Here is a 16,882-nt window from a genome sequence, read left to right on the forward strand (position 1 = left end):
GGCGTGGCGGCCCACCACGCCGGCACGCCCCTCAACGGCCGGGGTTGACCAGCAGCCCATCCTTGAGCGGCGGCGCCTGCGGGCCCGTCACCACCACCCCGTCAGGGTCGTCCAGCATGGCCATGGCCGCCGTGAGCAAGCCGTGCCGGGTCTGGTCCGACGGTGCCGGCGCCTGCGCAAGCACGTGTTCCAGGCGCTCGACCTGCGCGCTGACGCCCGCCAAGCGTTCGACATCGATCGCCGCCCCCTGGGCGAACTCGACACGCAGGTGCCTGTAGGCGTGGGCCTGGTCACCGTGGATACCGCGCAGCACCACGGCCTTGCTTCTGTCGGCCAGCCCCAGCCACAGGTCGCTGCCGACCCGCCAGGCAGCGACATCCGCGACCCGCAGGCCCGGCAACTGCAGGCGGTCGACGGCCGCGGCCTTGTCGTAGTTGTCGATGATGACCAGGTTGTACTGGCCCCAGGCCTCGCCGTCGACGCGGTAGGTATCGCTACCGCTGCCACCGTGCAGCACCACATTGGCGACGTTGGCCAGGGTGGGGGCCGCGAGCACCTCGTTCTGCACGCCGCGGTCGTCACCCTGGACCAGCAACAGCCGCCCCACGCGCCTGACATCCCCCAGCGAGGCAGCGACGGTACAGCGCTCGCCCTGGAGCTTGAGCAACTGTCGGGCCTGCCGGTCGAAGACGAACGCCGTTGAAGACTGCGGCGCATTGCCGACGAAGCGCAGGCCACTGGACGGCCCCCGCCCCTGGACCCGGTACAGCTGGCTGCCGCGCGTGTCGAACCAGCCGGGCGCGGCGCCTTCCAGGGCCATCACCTCCGACGTCGGGTGCTTCGCGGCCAGCACGGTGAGCGCGGGCAACAGCGCCCCGGCATGGGCGCGCTGCCAGGCCTCGTCCACCCCGACCAGGCGAAAGTTTCCGTCCGAGCGCAGGTAGATTTCCCCTTGCACCGTGGTCAGCTGCAAGTAGCCGCCGTCCAGGTCCGCCGACTTGAAGCGCCAGCCCGGTAGCAGCTCGCGCCCCCCCGGCAGCAGGCCCGGCGCCTTCAGGGTCCGGCTGGCACCGAATGCCTGGGCCAGGGCGGCCTCGGGTAGCAGGGGCTGCACGTAGACCTTGCCCCGGTCAGGTTCGAACAACAGGCCCTCGCCTCCCGTCGTCACCCCGAGGAACTGCAACGAGCCTGTCGCCAGCGTCGGCGAAACGACGATCAGGCGCTGCTGGTGGTACCAGGTCGGCAGCAACCGCTTGCCATCACCCGCCATGACGCCGTACACCGCGATGGGGTCGCCGCCGCGGTTGGGCACGCTGTCCAGGCTCTTCCACCACAGCGCCTTGCCTTCCAGCCAGCGTTCGGTCACCGCCACCGTGAAGAAGTGGCCTGCGTGGTCGACCCAGGACATCAGCCCCTCCTCACTGATCGCATACAGCTTGCCCTGCATGTTCAGGATGCTCGCCAACGGCGGGCTGGCCAGGCGCATCGCCGTAGGTTGGGCGTTGCCTTGCCCGCTCCAGCCATTGCCCACCTGACGGAACAGGGTTTTCTCCTTGGCGCTGAAGAACAAGTACACCGGCAAACCATCCGACATCACCATCCTGGCCGACAGCAGCAGGTCGCTGGGCACTGGCCACGGGGTTGCCGGCGCCGTGGCTTTCCTGGTGCTGGGGGGTTCGAGCAGCGGCCGGACCACCGCGCCATCGTGGGTATGCACCCACGCCCGGAACACCTCCTTGTTGCCCTTGACGCCATAGGCCACCAGCACCGGCGCCAGCCGCGTGACGATCTCCCGCCGGTCGCCGCCGCCGGTGAACCTGTCGAGCCCGCCATAGGAGCCGAACAACGCGGCCAGGCCAGTGCTCGCCGCGGCATTGAGGCGCGCCTGCATCCGTGCATGGTCGCCGATCACGGCGACCAGCTCGATCCGATCACCCTGCGCGCGATAGACCAGTTGCCCCTGCCCCTGCTCGCCGGCGTCCACCTGTTCGACGAACAGCGCCGTGTCGTGCTCCATGCCGACCCACTTGATCGCGCCGCGCCGCTGCCACATCCAGCGGGCGTAATGCGGGTCATGCTTGCCGCTGGCCAGGGAGGTGCGCCACGCCAGCCCCAGGCCTGCGTCATGGAAGTAGGCGGAGTTGCCGGCCACCCCCACCAGGCGCACATCGCTGTTGGGGCGCTCGGCGAAATCGGGCAGGATCATGCGTTTGTTGGCCACGTCATAGAAGGCCCGCTGCTTCGCGCCACCGCCATCGGGGTAGTGCTCGACCATCACGTAGGAACCCGTCCGCTGCTTGTGCGTCATCGCCTCGAGGGTGTGCTCCAGGCCATGAAGCGGCGCCATCTGGCTGGCATCGACGCTGCGCAGCGAAGTGCGCTGGCGGGCGAAGTCGACTTCGCGCACCACGCGCTGGCGGTCGATCGTCATGACGGGCCCTGACGAGCCCGGCGCGACATCCACCTTCACCCCGTCGATGACCAGGCCGTCCTGGGCCACGCTGATCTTGCCGGCATCCAACTCGCTGATATCGAGCACCCAGGTCGACCGGTGCGTGCCACCTTCCTCCAGGCGCAGGCTCACGCCTCGGTTGAGGCTGACCTGGTATCGGCCACCGGCGCCCTTGATGGCGTAATGCAGGTAGCCCTGCAACTGCGCGTTCAACCTGGGCACCACCAGGTGGTGGCGCTTGTCGTCGAGCAGCACCTCGACGGTGGTCGCCACGTACTCCTGGTCGATGCGGTCGATGACCCGCTCGGAGGGGAAGATGTAGAAATCGTAGTCGAAGCGCTTGTCCCGTTCGAGGCGGCGGATCACGTCGAAGCCCTTGGCGTGACGCATGGTCGCGAACGGCAGCACGCCGAACCCGTAGTCCAGGTACGCCCGGGGTGTCGCCGGCAGCACGATGAGCCGCGCATCGCCCGCAGGCAAGGGTGCCTGGCTCGGGTAGCCCAGGCCTTCACGAATATCGATGGCCTGCTGGCGGTCCCTCAGCCGGTGCGGCATGTGCCCGGCCCAGAAGAAGTAGTTCGCCGCGCCAGACCCCGACGCGCCGTCTCGTGCCGAGTTGCTGCGGTAGATGTGCTGGCTGTCGAACTGCAGCATGCCGATGCGCAGGTCGAGGTGGGTGATCACGGCCCCGGCCTGGGCGATCAGCGCCTTGTGCTGCGGGTTGTAGTGGTAGCCCCCTTGGCGGTAGGCGCGGTCGATCATGTCGAAGTAGCGCCCCACCGCCTGGGCATCGTCGTAGACCTTGCCGAACACCTCAGCCAGGCCGCCAAACCCCACGGCCAGGCCGCTCAGCAGCACGCTGCCGGCGCCAAGCACCGCGCCGGCCATGGAGGCGCTGAGCATTTCGGCGCCGATACCCGCCACGCTGGTGATCATGCTGGCCGAATCGAACGCCAGGCGCGTGGCGAACAGCGCCCGCTGCCGCTCGTTGCTGGCATGGATCAGTTCATAGCCGTCCAGGCCGACCATCAGCCCGCCCAGCAACAGGCCCACGCCATCGCTGGTGGCCCGCGCCAGGCGGGCGACATACTCGGTGAGCGACCCGCCCGCGCCGATCAGGTCCCCGTTCCTGACCTGGCGCACCAGGTCGCTGATGTAGGAGGCGTCCTGCGCCGTGTTGTTGACCACCTGCATCAAACCAAGATAGCCCTGGATGCTCAGCGCGACCGACAGCTGCGCGCCCGCCCCTTGGGTCTTGGCGTAGTCGTTGCCCAGGCCCTGCAACAGGGTCTGCAGGGCATAGACCGCATTCAGGCCCACCATGCTGGCGTGGAAACCCGGGGTGCGCGCCTTGTCCAGCACCCGCTGGTACAGGGCTTGGGTCTGCTTGTTGACGAAGCGGCGGAACTCGATGAACGTCGGGTCGCGGGTAACGACCTGGCGCAGGTCGTTGAGCTGTTCACGGTTGACGTAGGTAATGGCGAACACCCCGGGGCGCTCTTCCTTGACCGTCGGCATCGCCGGGACGAAGCGGTTGTCGAGGCCGCTGCGCTGGGCGAGGTCGCCCGCGGCCTGGCGGAACCGTGTCGCCCAGTTGCGCGCCTCGATGATCTCCAGGGCAATGCCGACTTCCGAGATCTGTCGGCGCTTTTCCCGCACCTGGTACAGGTCAAAGGGGGCGACCAGGTCGCCGACCTGCAGCTCGTTGCCCAACAACACCGTGGCCATCCGCCCGGTGTCCAGCTTCACCAGGTCGAAACCTGGGTCGCCCGGGCTGCCCAGCGCCTGGTAGAACAGCGCCATCTGGCGCTGGACCAGGTGCTGCTTCATGGCCTTGGCCAGCGTCGCGGCATCCTTGAACGCGAACAGGGCGAAGTTCGGGTCGTAGAAGTAATAGTGGCGGCCCTGCGGGCCCTGGGTCATGCCCACCAGCATCGCGTGCACCGGCGTATTGAGCGCGAACATGCCAGGCTCGTTCAATTGCCCGAGGCGCGCGGCGACCTCGCTGAGCTTCAGCTGGCCCTGGGACGCCGAGGCGGATGACGCGTCGACGCTGGTATGCAGCACGCGCAAGCCTTCCCTGAGCAGGCGCGTGTCTTCACCGAGGGGGCTGGCCGACGCCGTGAACAATCGGTCGACCAGCCGGTTGCCGCCCTCGATCTGGCGCATCTGCAAGGCCACCGCCATGGCCCTGACCAGCGGGTAGCAGCGTCCGCCGGAGGCGTCGCCGACCAGGGTCAGGTAGAAGTCCTGGGGCGCCAGGCGGTCGAAGACACTCCCCAACTGGCGAATCGTCTCGGCCATTTTCGCCGACTGCGCCAAGGCCTTGGTGATCAGCTCGTGCTGGCTCTGCTCGCCGATACGCTGGGCCAGCGCGCCTTGCTGCTCCCGGCTCAGACGGCCCTCCAGCTCGCCGGGCGGTGGCTCCAGGCCATGCAGGAACAAGCGCTTCATGTCCAGGGTGGTCATGCCCTCGTACCAGCCCGGGATGGCGATGTCGCCACTGCCGCGCTTGCCGGCCAGGAACCGCGGGTCCTGCTGGGACACGAACAGTTTCTCGCTCAACTGGTAGCGCCGGCTGACCTCCTCGCCCAGGGCGTCGGTGGCGCCGCCGAGCTGCGCCGGGGCGACGGCCTTGGCCGGTTGCGATGCGCCCCGCGGGGCGGGCAGTGCCGCCAGCTCCAGCCGCACCACCGGCGCCACGCCCTGGTTGACGATCGGCAACACCAGCGCCAGGGCCTGGGTATACAGCGTGGCCAGCCGTGCGTCACGCGCCTTGACCCCGTGCTGCCGGTCCAGCAGCGCCAGCAGGCGCTTGCCGATGCCCTGGGCAATGTGGGGCTCATGCCGTGCCGCCACATACAGCACCTCGAACAACGCGTGCTCGCCACGCAGCAGGTTGAAGGCCGCCTGGTTCAACTGGAACAGCCAGTACTCCTGCAGCGTGAGCGGCCGTTGCAACAACCCGCTCAGCTGTTGGGTGACCTGCGCGGCCAGCCCGGACACCCCGCCGACCTGGGGCAGGCCCAGGGTGCGCATGTAGCGCGTGGCGGGGGCGTCCGGCACCGCGACCCGATACGTGCCCTGCCGGTCGAGCGCCCACGCCCCGGGGTTGAAGGCCAGGTAAGGGTCCTGCAGCAACAGGACATTGTCACGGCTCATCTTCAGCTGGTCATGGCCTTCCAGCAGCGGATGCGGGTGGCTCGGGGGGGCTGCCGAGGTGCCGTCCCTGGCCAGCAGGGCGAGTGCCTGGAACAGCAACTGCTTGCGCAACGCCCTGCCGCTGGCGGTGGCGAGGATGCCGTCGACGAAGGCCTTGTAGGGCGCATCGGCGGCGCTGGCCGCCACCCCGCCCCTGGCCAGCAACTGCAGCAGCTTGTGGTCGGCGCTCGACGGCGTCGCCGCCTCCACGTCTCGCTGCTGGCCCTGGCTGCGGCGCACGGTCGCGCCTTGCCGGTTGGCCTCCCAGTCCGCCTGCACCAGCCAATGACCATACAGCGGCGCCAGCAACCGCCTGGCCGACGCCAGCAACGGCCCCGACGTCTCGTTGCCCGCCAGCATGTCGATGATGTACGCCGGCAGCTTTTCGGCCAGCGCGCGCACCAGGCGATCTGCCTCCGGGTGCCGCCAGATGGCCTGCCCCGCGCTGCGCTCCCAGGCCACCCACGCCGCGCTGTTACCGTGGATGTCGCGGCCATCGGGGCTGCCCGCGCCCTCGTGCAGCAACGCCGCCGGCGCCAGGTGGTTGAGCGCCAGCAATTCGCCCAGGTGCGTCTCGAACGCCTTGCGCCGGGCGGGGTCGGCCAGCCACGCAGGGGCCTGGCCGTCGCCCTTGAACCCTTGCGCCAGCTGGACGAAGAAGGTCATGTGCTGTTCGTACAGCTGCTTCAACTGCCCGTCGGACAAGGCCGTGCGCAAGCGCGAGGACACCCCCGCCGCCAGCACGTCGAAGGGCGAGACGGGCTGGCTGGCGTCAGCGCCCTTGAGCGGCAGCAGGTACAGGGGGTTGGCAGGCCCCTGGCCCGCCACCCAGCTGGCCGGATCGAAATGCTTGCCCCCACGCCCCTGGCCGCCATCGCCGGCCGACGCCACGGTCTCCAGCGAGCCGGGCAGGTAAAAGCGGCCAAGCAGCTTGCCCAGCGCGCCGGAGACGGTCAGCTGCAGCAGGCCGCCACTGCCCGACGCGTGCACCGCCTCCACGCGGGGCTTGCCGCGCCCTTCGCGCAGCTTCAGTTCCAGGCCGTTGGCCAGCACCGTGGCCGAGCCCGGCAACGCCCCCAGGGCAAGGCCGAGGATATCGCTGCCCAGCAACAATGAGCGCAGCGGTGTGAACAGCGGCAACGCATAGCCCGGTTGCCTATAGCGCAGCTGCAACTGCTGCCGCATCACGGCCTCGCCGCTGTCGCCGAACGCCAGGTAGAAACGCCCCGAGCCGGCGACGACAAGCTGCTCGGCGCGCTGGTGCAGCTCCAGGCGATGGGCGCTGCCGGCACTGGCGGGGGTGAGCGTCACCCGCACGTGGCCAGGGCGCTCCTCCAGCGCCAGCAGCGCCAGGGCCAGCGGCAGCTGGGTGAAATTGCCCGGCGCCGCGCGCAGCTCGGCGCTGGCCGACGGCGCGAACAACACGTCGAACCGCTTCAGCACCTCGCCAATGGCTGCGTGCCGGGTGAACGCCTCCAGGTAATCCGCGTCGACATGCGCCCGCGCCCGGCCGGCCTTGACCTGGCGTTCCAGCACAACGCGCTGCGCCTCCAGGCGCTGGCGTGCAGTGCCCGGCGTACCGCCGCCCGGTGCCTCCAGCGCCTGGCGCCAGGCTTGCTGGTAATGGGTGAGGATGCGCAGCTGCCGTTCGTAGCGCCTGCCCTGGCCGCCGAGCAGGTCATCGCCCAGGCGCGCCTGGCGCAGCTCGGCCAGCCAACTCAGGTGCCGGCTCAGCGCCGGCACCGTCGCCTGCCGCTCCAGGTAGCGCTGCGCCAACAGTTGCAGGGTGCCCTGCTCGATCGCCAGCAGGTGCGCCTGCAGCGCCCCGGCGTAGCGCGCCAGCGACTTCGGTTCGAGCGTAGCCCAGTGCTGGGGCAGCTTCCCCTGGCCGGCAAGGCGCTCGACCACGTCGGCGAGCAGTTGGGTGAATGCCTTGGATGTTTCAGCCATTGCGGTCTTCCTCAAAGGGTGTGATGGCTGGTTTGCCTGGCACGACGCAAGCGCCCGAATGAACGGACGGCCCCGCCTGCAAGGCCCATTGGCGCGCGTAGAAACCACCGCGGGCCAGAAGTTGCGCGTGGGTGCCCTGCTCGGTGAGCTGGCCGTGCTCGATCACCAGCACCCGCTGCGCATGGCGCAGGGTCTTCAGCCGATGGGCGACACTGATCACCGTGCGTCCCCGGGCGATCTCCCCGAGCTGGGCGATCAACGCGGCCTCCGACACGGCGTCCAACGCGCTGGTCGCCTCGTCAAGGATCAGGATCCGCGGGTCGGTGAGCAGCGCCCGGGCCAGGGCGATGCGCTGGCGTTGCCCGCCGGACAACAGCCCGCCACGCTCGCCGACCTCGGTGTCATAGCCCTGCTCCAGGGCCTCGATAAAGGACGCGGCGCCGGCCAGGCGCGCCGCCTCGCGAACCTCCCGGTCACAGGCCTGGGGCCTGCGCAAGCGGATGTTGTCGGCGATGCTGCCGGTGAACAGCACGCAGTCCTGGGGCACCACCGCCATCGTGCGCCGCAACGCCACAGGGTCGGCCACGGCCAGGTCGACGCCGTCGACCAGCACGCGCCCGCGCTGAGGCACGTCCAGGCGCAGCAGCAGGCGGGCAAGGGTCGACTTGCCTGACCCGGAGGGCCCGGTCACGCCGATGAAACTGCCGGCCTCGATCTCCACGCTCAGGTCGCGCAGCGCCTCGCGCCCCTCGTGCGTGTAGCGAAAGCCCACCCCCTGCAGGCTGATCCGGCCACGGGTCATGGGCATCGAGGCCAGCCCGCCCTGGCCCTGCTCGCCCGGCCGGCCGAGGATGTCGCCCATCCGTTCCAGGGCCACACGGGTGTGCTGGAAGTCCTGCCAGATCTGCGCAAGCCGCAGCACCGGCTCGGTCACCCGCGCCGCCAGCATGTTGAACGCCACCAGCGCCCCTGGGCTGAGCTCGCCGTCCATCACCTGCCGCACGCCGAACCACAGCAGCAACACCATCGACAGCTTGTGGATCAAGGCGACCCCCTGGCCGGCCCAGATACCCACGCAGCGCGCGGCGAACGCCGCCTTCACCTGGACGGCCAGCTGCCGTTGCCAGCGCTGTTCGAAAACCTGCTCATGGGCGCCGGCCTTCACCGTCTCGATGCCGGCCACCACCTCGGTGAGGTAGCCGGTGTTGCTCGCATCCACCTCGAACTCGCGCAGCACCCGCCGGCGCAGCAACGGCCCGACCGCCCACCAGTACGCCAGGTACAGCAGCAGCGACAGCGCCATCACGGCGCAGAGTTGCGGCGAATAGGCGAACATCAGCGCCAGGAACAGGCCGCAGAACACCAGGTCCAGCAGCAGCGTCAAGGCAGAGCCGGTGAGAAACTGGCGCACCGGCTGCAACTGGGCGACACGCGCGACGATCTCGCCGCTGGCGCGCTGGCGAAAATAGTCCATCGGCAATTGCAGCAAGTGCCGGTACAGCCGCGCCGTCAGTTCGGTGTTGACCTTGCCCGCCAGGTTGCTGAACAGCCCGCCGCGCAACAGCCCGTACAACGGCTCGAACAACGCCAGCGCCGCCAGGGCGATGCCGAGCACCTGCAGGCTCGACGCCCCGCGGGCTACCAGCACCCGGTCGATGATGTGCTCGAACAGCAGCGGCGTGACCAGCGCGATCAACTGCAACACCAACGACAGCAGCAACACCGCGCGGATCTGCGCGACATGCTTGACGATCGACGGCAGGAACCAGCGCACGCCGTAACCCGGCGCGGGCCCCGCCGCCCGGTCATCGGCCAGCAACAGCGCCCGGCCGGCCCAGGCCGCCTCGAGCTGCGCCAGGCCCATGGTGCGCTGCCGGCCATGCTCCGGGCAGTACAGAGTCACCGTTTGCCCGGCCACGGCCACCAGCACCTGCCAGCCGTGGCGGGTGTCCAGCAGCGCCGGCAGCGGCAACAGCGGCAGGCGCTCCCGGTTGCTGCGCACGGCCCGCGCCCGCAACCCGCTCCAGCGGGCGCAACGGCACAGCTCGACCCAGCCCAGCGGCTGTTCGGCCCAGCCGGCCTGGTGGCGCAACTGCCCCAGCTCCAGCCGCCGCCCCAGCCGCGCGGCGGCCCAGACCAGCGCCAGCAGCCCGCTGTCGCCCCCCCCGGGCGACGGACGTGCCCGGCTTGTCATGTTGTCGTCTGCACTCATCGCTCGCCCAGGGCCTCCGACTGGTACTGCTGTATCGGCGCCAGCAAATAGTCGATGACCCGCCGCGACCCGGTGCGGATCTGCGTGGTCACGCTCATCCCCGCCTGCAGCGGCATCGGCTTGCCCGCCACCTCCAGGGCCGAGCCGTCGAGCTGGATACGGGCCGGGAACACCAGGCCCAGCCGCTCGTCCTTGACCGCGTCGGCCGACACATGGGCGAAGGTGCCCTGCACGGTGCCGAAGCGCGTGTAGGGGTAGGCGTCGACCTTGACCTGCACCTGCTGGCCTGCCTTTACAAAACCGACATCCTTGTTCAGCACCAGCACTTCCGCCTCCAGCTCCGCGCCCTCGGGCACGATCACCATCAACGGCTGGGCGGGCTGCACGACGCCACCCACGGTGTGCACGGCCAGCTGCTGCACCACGCCGTCCACCGGCGCCCGCAACACTTGCTGGCGCTGGCGCAAGCCCAGGCGAATGCGTTGCTGCTCGAGCACGGCGATGTCCTGGCGGGCGGCGATGAGCGCGTCCTGCTGCTCGCGGGCCACCCGGGCGAGCAGGCTTTCCAGTTGCTCCTGCTGCTGCCCGGCCTGGGCCTTGAGCACCACCAGCTCGGCGTGCTGGGCGGCCAAGGCGCGTTGTACCTCGATCCACTCCTTCTCATGCTCGAGCAGCTCGACCCGCGGCAGCAGGTGCCGGTCCGCCAGGGCCCGGCGCGCCTCCAGGCGCCGGCCGATGTTGTCCGCCAGCTTTTCCAGGGCGGCCAGCTCGCCGGCGCGCATCCGCTGGTGGGCGTGGTTGACCGCCAACCCCGCGCGCAGCCCGGCCTGGTTGGCGCGAATTTCCGCCCAGGCGCTGCGCAGCTGCTCGCGGGCCGCGCGCAACTGGTGCGCGTCGACGTCCGCTGGCGGCTGATAGCCACTGAGCGGGTCGGGTTCGAGCAACGCCTGGGCCTGGGCCAGTTGCAGGCGCTTGACCGTCAGTTGCGCCTGCAACGCCTGCAACTCGGCGTCGACACCCAGCGGGTTGAGCTCCAGCAGCGGCTCCGCGGTCACCACACGCTGGCCGTCACGCACGTGGATCGCCTTGATCTCGCCCGCCTCATGGGCCTGGACCACCTTGGAACGCCCCGGCACACGCAGGTGGCCCTCGGCGGACGCGTGGATATCGAGCCGGCCGAACACCGACCAGCCCAGCACAAGCACCACGGTCACCGACAACAGCAGCGCGACCACCCGGGCCAGCGGCGCGGGCGGGCGCTCGGCGATTTCCAGGTGGCCGGGCTGGAACTCGTACTCGTCCCGGCCATGGCGGCCCAACCCGAGCCAGTGCCGGGCACGCTCCAGCGCGGCGCGCCACAGGGTCTGCACTACCATCGGCCTCATGCCAGCCCCTCCCCGCCTGCCTGCTGCGCGTGCCACAACCGCGCGTAGGTGCCGCCCCGCGCCAGCAGCGCCGGGTGGTCGCCGCACTCGCTGACACAGCCGTGCTCCATCACCGCGATCCGCTGGCAATCGCGCACCGCCGACAGCCGGTGGGCGATCACGATCACTGTGCGGCCCTCGGCGATCCGGGCCATGCTGGCCCGCACTTGCGCCTGCGACTCATCGTCCAGGGCGCTGGTGGCCTCGTCGAAGATGATGATGCGCGGGTCGCCCAGCAACGCCCGCGCGATGGCGATGCGCTGGCGCTGCCCCCCCGACAGCGAGCGCCCGCCCTCGGCCACCGGCGTGTCGTAGCCCTGCGGCAGTTGCAGGATGAAGTCGTGGGCCCCCGCCAGGCGCGCCACCTCGATCACCCGTTCGAGCGCCACTGCGGGGTGGTGCAAGGCGATGTTCTGGCGGATGGTCAGGTTGAACAGGTGACTCTCCTGCTGCACCACCCCGACACGCCGGCGCAGCCAGTGGCTGTCCAGGGTCTCCAGGGGCTGGCCATCGAGCAGGATGCGCCCGCCCTCGGGCACGTAGAGTTTCTGCAGCAGCCGCGCCAAGGTGCTCTTGCCCGAGCCCGAAGGCCCGACGATGCCCAGGGCCTGCCCGGGCTCGATGCGCAGCTCCAGCCCCCGCAGGACCAGGGGCAGGTCCGGCCGGTAGCGAAAGCGCAGCTGCTCGATGCGGACCTCGCCGCGCAGCCGCCGCAGCGTCCGTCCCGGCGGCCCGTCGTGTTCGGTCGGCAGGTTGAGCACCTCGCCCAGCCTGTGCAGCGCCACCCGCGCCTGGACGAACTGCTGCCAGACCTCGATCAGCTTGGCCAGCGGCTGGCTGACATGGGTCAGCAGCATGGAGAAGGCGATCAACTGGCCGAGGGTCATCTGCAAGCCGATCACCTGGTGGGCACCCCAGCACAGCACCAGCACCGTGGTGCTGCGTTGCAGCAGCACCAGGCCCTGGTTGATGGCGTTGCTCATGCGCTGGCTGGCCTGCCCGGCCTCGGCCATGCACTGGGCCTGCGCCTCCCAGCGGCGTTGCAGCATCGGCTCCACGGCCATGCCCTTGACCGTTTCGCCCGCGCTGACAGTTTCATTGAGGAAGGCCGTGTTGCGCGCCGCACTGTGGAACTGGCGCTCGATGCAGCGCTGCAGCGGCCCGGTGCCGGCCCAGGCCAGCAGGCCATAGAGCGGCAGGGTGCAAACCACCAGCAGGGCCAGTGTCGGCGACAGCCAGGCCATCACCAGCAGGAACACCAGGGTGAACAGCACATCCACCGCCAGGGCCGGCAGCGAGCCGGTGAGGAACTCGCGAACGATGCCCAGCGCCTGCAGCCGGGCGACCACCGCCCCCACCTGACGCTGGCGGAAGTAGCCCAGCGGCAGGCCCATGAGGTGGCGGAACAAGGCCAGCCCCAGGCCAATGTCGACGCGGCTGGCGGTATGCGCCGCCAGGTACTCGCGCGCGCCCTTGAGCAGCACCTCGAACACCGCGACCGCCACCAGGGCCACGGCCAGCACATCGAGGGTGGCCAGCGCGCGGTGCGGCAGGACCTTGTCCATCACGGCCTGGAAGCACAACGGCGCCGCCAGTGCCAACACCTGCACCAGCAGCGACAGCGCCAGCACCTCGGCCCACAGCCGCCGGTGCTGGCACAGCATCGGCAGGAACCACGACAAATCGAAGCGCAGCCGCGCCTGGCGCAGGCGGATCACCTCGCCCGTCCATTCCTCGGCCAGGCGTTCGCGGCTGATCACCTGCGGCGTGAGGGCCGTGGGTGACTGCAGCAGGGCCTGGCGGTCGTTGAGCCGGGCCAGCACCACGAAGTCCCCGGCGCGGCGGCGCATCGCCAGCGGCAGCTGGCCGGCCGACAGCGACGCCAGCGCCAGGCGCTCGACCCGCAGCTTCACCCCGCAACGGCGGGCGTAGCTGCCCACGGCCCGGCGCAGGTCGTGGCCCGCCTCGGCTGGCGGGGCTGCCACCTGCTGGCGCGCCTGCATGCGCACCAGCAGGTGGCAACAGGCCAGCGCGGTTTCGACTGAAGCCCCGTGGCGCGCGGAGGATGCCCCCATGCGGCCGCTCATGGGCACACCGCCCGGCGAGGTTGGTGGAGGTGACGTGACATCTGTTTCCCCTTGTCATGACCATTGCACAAAGGGCAAGCATGCCGGAGCCACCTGCTAATGATAATTATTGGATATGTTAATTATCTTTTTTATAACCAAAAAAAGGCACCTCACCCTGTCGAGGGAGGTGCCGCACGATACCGCCTGGAGTTGTGGCTGCCCCGGCCTGGTCAGTTAGCCGGTTCCTCCATATTGCCGAGGATCAGGCTGCAGTCGTTGATCTTGAGGAGGTCGGCCTCTGCTGCTTGACGCTTGCTCCAGCCCTGCGCTGCCCCCCAGCCCAGCCAGGCAAGCCCGGCGATGGGCAGGACTGCGACGCCCACGCCTATGCTGAAGGTCCCGACCAGTGCGGCAACCCCGCCAGCGGTGAGAGCAGCCCCTACCGATGCGACAATGCCTTTTGGGGTCTTGAGCATACTCTGGATACCGCTGAAGGTCGTTTCGAACATCCCTGGCTTCTTCAGCGTCTTTACAACGCTTTCCAGACGGCCAGTTAAAGATGACAAATGAGTCAGTTGTGCTTCAGTGAGTTTGCCTGATTTTTTCAAGTCCTCGACATTCCTGGTAAGCCCGGGAGCCAGCTTGGCCAGTTTATGGATTCGGTCAGTCATGAGTTCGGCATTAGCTGCCTTGTCTATCTTCTTGAGCCAGTGGTCAACGGCAGTCTGGTAGGCCATGTCGAGTTGTTGGTCGATCTGCCCGCGTATTGTATCCTTCAATTTATCGAGGCGTGCTGCAATGACCGTGGAGTCCACCTGTTTTTCAGTATCCAGCGCCTCGAATTTCTTACCCAGTTCGTCGAATACCTTGTTCATAACCGCATGAAACTTACCAATATGCGGTAGAAGTTCCTCCGGTTGCGCATTGGGAGCGATCTGATCGATGGTTAGACCCTGAACCCCTTTATCCAACGCCACTTCAAAGGCGCCGAAATACTTATTCACCAATTCCTCGGCTGCGGCAGCATGATTATCGACAGCAACTGCACGCACGACGTTCCTATTTTCATCCGACAACTTCTGATCAAAGCCGCGGTCATGATCACGTTGTTTTTTTGACTCCCGCTTATACAGCTCACCCAAAAACCCATCAACGACCGATATAACGCGCTCGCCCGTCTTTTCGGCAGAGTGATCGCCACCAAGCTTTTTCAGAATCTCCATTATTTTTTCGCGAACACCATCCTCCAGAACCCCCACGTCGCTTTCAAAATGCTCAAGCGCCCCCTGGACTTGTTCAGGAGTTCTCCTTACGCCCACGAAATTCAGAATTTTTTGGAAAGCTGAATTAAACCCTAGCTGCGGCACCAGATCGTTGGTGATCTCATTTAGATCCTTCCGCACGGAGCCGTCGAGCTTTTCCAGATGCTGGTAATGGTCGATCAAACGACCAAAGTATTCTTTATTGAGCGTAGGTTGCTTACCATACTCATCTTTCTTTAGCCCATCGAGAATCGCGTAGAATTCATCATTTTTTTCCTGGACGACCTCTCGCCCCTGCGTGAACCTCTGCATAAAACCATATCTACCATCAACCGCTTTACGGACGGCTTTCTCACTACCACCATAAACATCAAGCCCTAACATCCGAAACGGAATACTTGCGTTAGCGAAAGCCCTTACATAACCACCCTTCGAATCATGACCTTGATACAGACAATCTAGCGCCTTCTGCACAGCCTCGTGGGAAAGCGTTGCATTCTCCTTCAAAACCACTTTGTATTCATTTGAACCCTTTATAGCAACCCACTCGAAAACGTCACGTATTTCAGAGTACTTATCAAATGCCGCCTTGATTTTTCCTTCCCTGTTTTTATCATACCGTCCTGACGCCCCATCTTTTTGCTTCGCATTGAGATAGTAATCATTCAAAACAGAAACAAACTTATGCAGACTTTCAACAGAAACAATCACACCAGCCGATTTGACAAGGGGATTGGTCGACGTGACTTCAGCGCTGGGATCACTGGGCGCTTCGACGTCCAACCATTCTTCGAAGGGGTTGGTTGAGCCCTCTGCGTTTGTGATTACACTTTGATTCTGCTGTGTTGGCACGACACGATCTTCAACCGCACCGAGGGTGCCCTTACCATCACCACCATCTACATTAACCTCTAATCCCAAAAACGGGACGTTTGCTTTATTGAAGGCACCTTCATAACCACCTCCATTTTCATGACCTTTATGCAGACACTGTAGCGCCTTCTGCACAGCTTCTAGGGTGAGCACGGCATCACCCTTCAACTCCACCTTGTACTTGCCTGCGCCATCCATATCAACCAACTTAAAGACTTCACTCACCTCAGGGTGTTTGTCAAATGACTTCTTGATCTTGGCAGCTCTGTGATTACTGTACTTCCCCGGCACCCCATTTTTTTGCGCCGAATTGATATAGTAATCATTCAAAGCAGACACAAACTTATCCAGGCTCTCGACAGAGACAGTCACCCCCGTCGATTCAGGCTGTAGAGTATTCAACGTAAGCGCCACCACGCCTGCTTGATCAGCAGAACCGGTATTCAATGATGACATGGATGCATAAGTGGAACTGTCGGTTTCTTCAACGTCCCCTTCAAAGGGATTTAAAGGCGAGCCTCCAGCATGAAAGTGACTGGATGCTTTGTTTTCATCCCTTTGGGCTGCGGATTGAATGTCCTGTTCAAAGGGGTTGGTTCCGCCCTCTTTGTTTACAACTTCATTTTCATCCCGTTGAGTTAACGGGGTATTCGAAGCGTTTCCAGAATTGGAACCATTGACTACTTCACCTTTGCCAGAGCTTTCTTCACAGAGGTTGGCTCCGCCCTCCGGTGCTGAAACACTATCGTTAGGTTTATCGAACCGCGTTAAATCGTTCTCTTGTTGCTTGACTAACGTTCCATCAGGAAGCCGTGGGTATTTATTCCACGCCACGGTCAGAATCTTGTGCAAACCACTTCTTTCGTCATATTTAGCGGCACTGACCGCCTTCATTAATTCTTCGTAAACCCCCTCCCCCCCCATATCCACGACCAACTCAACTTTATCCGAGTCCTGCGCAAACCTGAGGTACTCCCCTAGAGGTTTCGAATCCTCTTTCCTGTATTTTTTATGCTTAGCATAAAATTGCGTCAACAACTCATTAAGCTGATCTTGCCAGGCAGACATCGACGAACCGAATTTCACGAATTTTGTATCGAATTTTTCGGCAATCTTCTGCTTATGAAAAACTTCATGCCGACCCGCCAAATTACCGGCTTTGCCACTGGCTTTAGCAACCGCATCGGTGTTTTTTTCATTTTTCACATTTGATGCATGGCGGAATGGAGCTAAAACTTTCGATAGTCCAGGCATAAGGGGCACTCCTGTGGATAAGAGCCCCCAGCCTATTTTACGCAGTGGCTCACCGCCTACCACTCGTCGTCGTTAAACTTTAGGCTCAGCATGCAAGTTTTGATACTCGGTGATGTTGCGTTAAATACCTCGACATGCTCACTTACAACTTACACCCCGCTTCCTCGGCTGTTTTCGCCTTGCCT

General features: G+C 65.7%; 5 protein-coding genes. All 5 read right to left on the minus strand.

Annotation, left to right across the window (positions count from 1 at the left end; all coding sequences use genetic code 11):
* Nucleotides 1–31: 31 nt before the first annotated feature.
* The 5 genes from NGM28_RS17950 to NGM28_RS17970 all read right to left on the minus strand — a co-directional run bounded on the left by NGM28_RS17950 (nt 32) and on the right by NGM28_RS17970 (nt 16,697).
* On the minus strand, nt 32–7,603 hold the full coding sequence (locus NGM28_RS17950; protein WP_252090979.1) for a TcdA/TcdB pore-forming domain-containing protein: 7,572 nt from the start codon (nt 7,601–7,603) through the stop codon (nt 32–34).
* The gene (locus NGM28_RS17955; protein ID WP_252090980.1) at nt 7,596–9,815 is read right to left on the minus strand and encodes a type I secretion system permease/ATPase; all 2,220 of its coding nucleotides are present in this window, start codon (nt 9,813–9,815) and stop codon (nt 7,596–7,598) included. The genes NGM28_RS17950 and NGM28_RS17955 overlap by 8 nt, the downstream gene beginning before the upstream one ends.
* Nucleotides 9,812–11,200, minus strand: coding sequence for an HlyD family type I secretion periplasmic adaptor subunit (locus NGM28_RS17960; RefSeq protein WP_252090981.1), 1,389 nt, complete (start codon nt 11,198–11,200; stop codon nt 9,812–9,814). Before NGM28_RS17960 ends, NGM28_RS17955 begins: the two co-directional genes overlap by 4 nt.
* Nucleotides 11,197–13,314: a peptidase domain-containing ABC transporter gene (locus NGM28_RS17965; RefSeq protein ID WP_252090982.1), complete on the minus strand. Its 2,118-nt coding sequence runs from the start codon at nt 13,312–13,314 to the stop codon at nt 11,197–11,199. The genes NGM28_RS17960 and NGM28_RS17965 overlap by 4 nt, the downstream gene beginning before the upstream one ends.
* A 224-nt stretch (nt 13,315–13,538) precedes the next feature.
* On the minus strand, nt 13,539–16,697 hold the full coding sequence (locus NGM28_RS17970) for a hypothetical protein (protein WP_252090983.1): 3,159 nt from the start codon (nt 16,695–16,697) through the stop codon (nt 13,539–13,541).
* Nucleotides 16,698–16,882: the final 185 nt, after the last annotated feature.

It is taken from the genome of Pseudomonas sp. MWU13-3659 (genome assembly GCF_023757525.1).
Lineage (GTDB): Bacteria > Pseudomonadota > Gammaproteobacteria > Pseudomonadales > Pseudomonadaceae > Aquipseudomonas > Aquipseudomonas entomophila_E.

What these genes read in the sequence shown, in the direction of transcription:
- NGM28_RS17970 (WP_252090983.1), bottom strand. Translation starts at nt 16,697, where the DNA reads ATGCCTGGACTATCGAAAGTTTTAGCTCCATTCCGCCATGCATCAAAT.
- NGM28_RS17950 (WP_252090979.1), bottom strand. Translation starts at nt 7,603, where the DNA reads ATGGCTGAAACATCCAAGGCATTCACCCAACTGCTCGCCGACGTGGTC.
- NGM28_RS17955 (WP_252090980.1), bottom strand. Translation starts at nt 9,815, where the DNA reads ATGAGTGCAGACGACAACATGACAAGCCGGGCACGTCCGTCGCCCGGG.
- NGM28_RS17965 (WP_252090982.1), bottom strand. Translation starts at nt 13,314, where the DNA reads ATGGGGGCATCCTCCGCGCGCCACGGGGCTTCAGTCGAAACCGCGCTG.
- NGM28_RS17960 (WP_252090981.1), bottom strand. Translation starts at nt 11,200, where the DNA reads ATGAGGCCGATGGTAGTGCAGACCCTGTGGCGCGCCGCGCTGGAGCGT.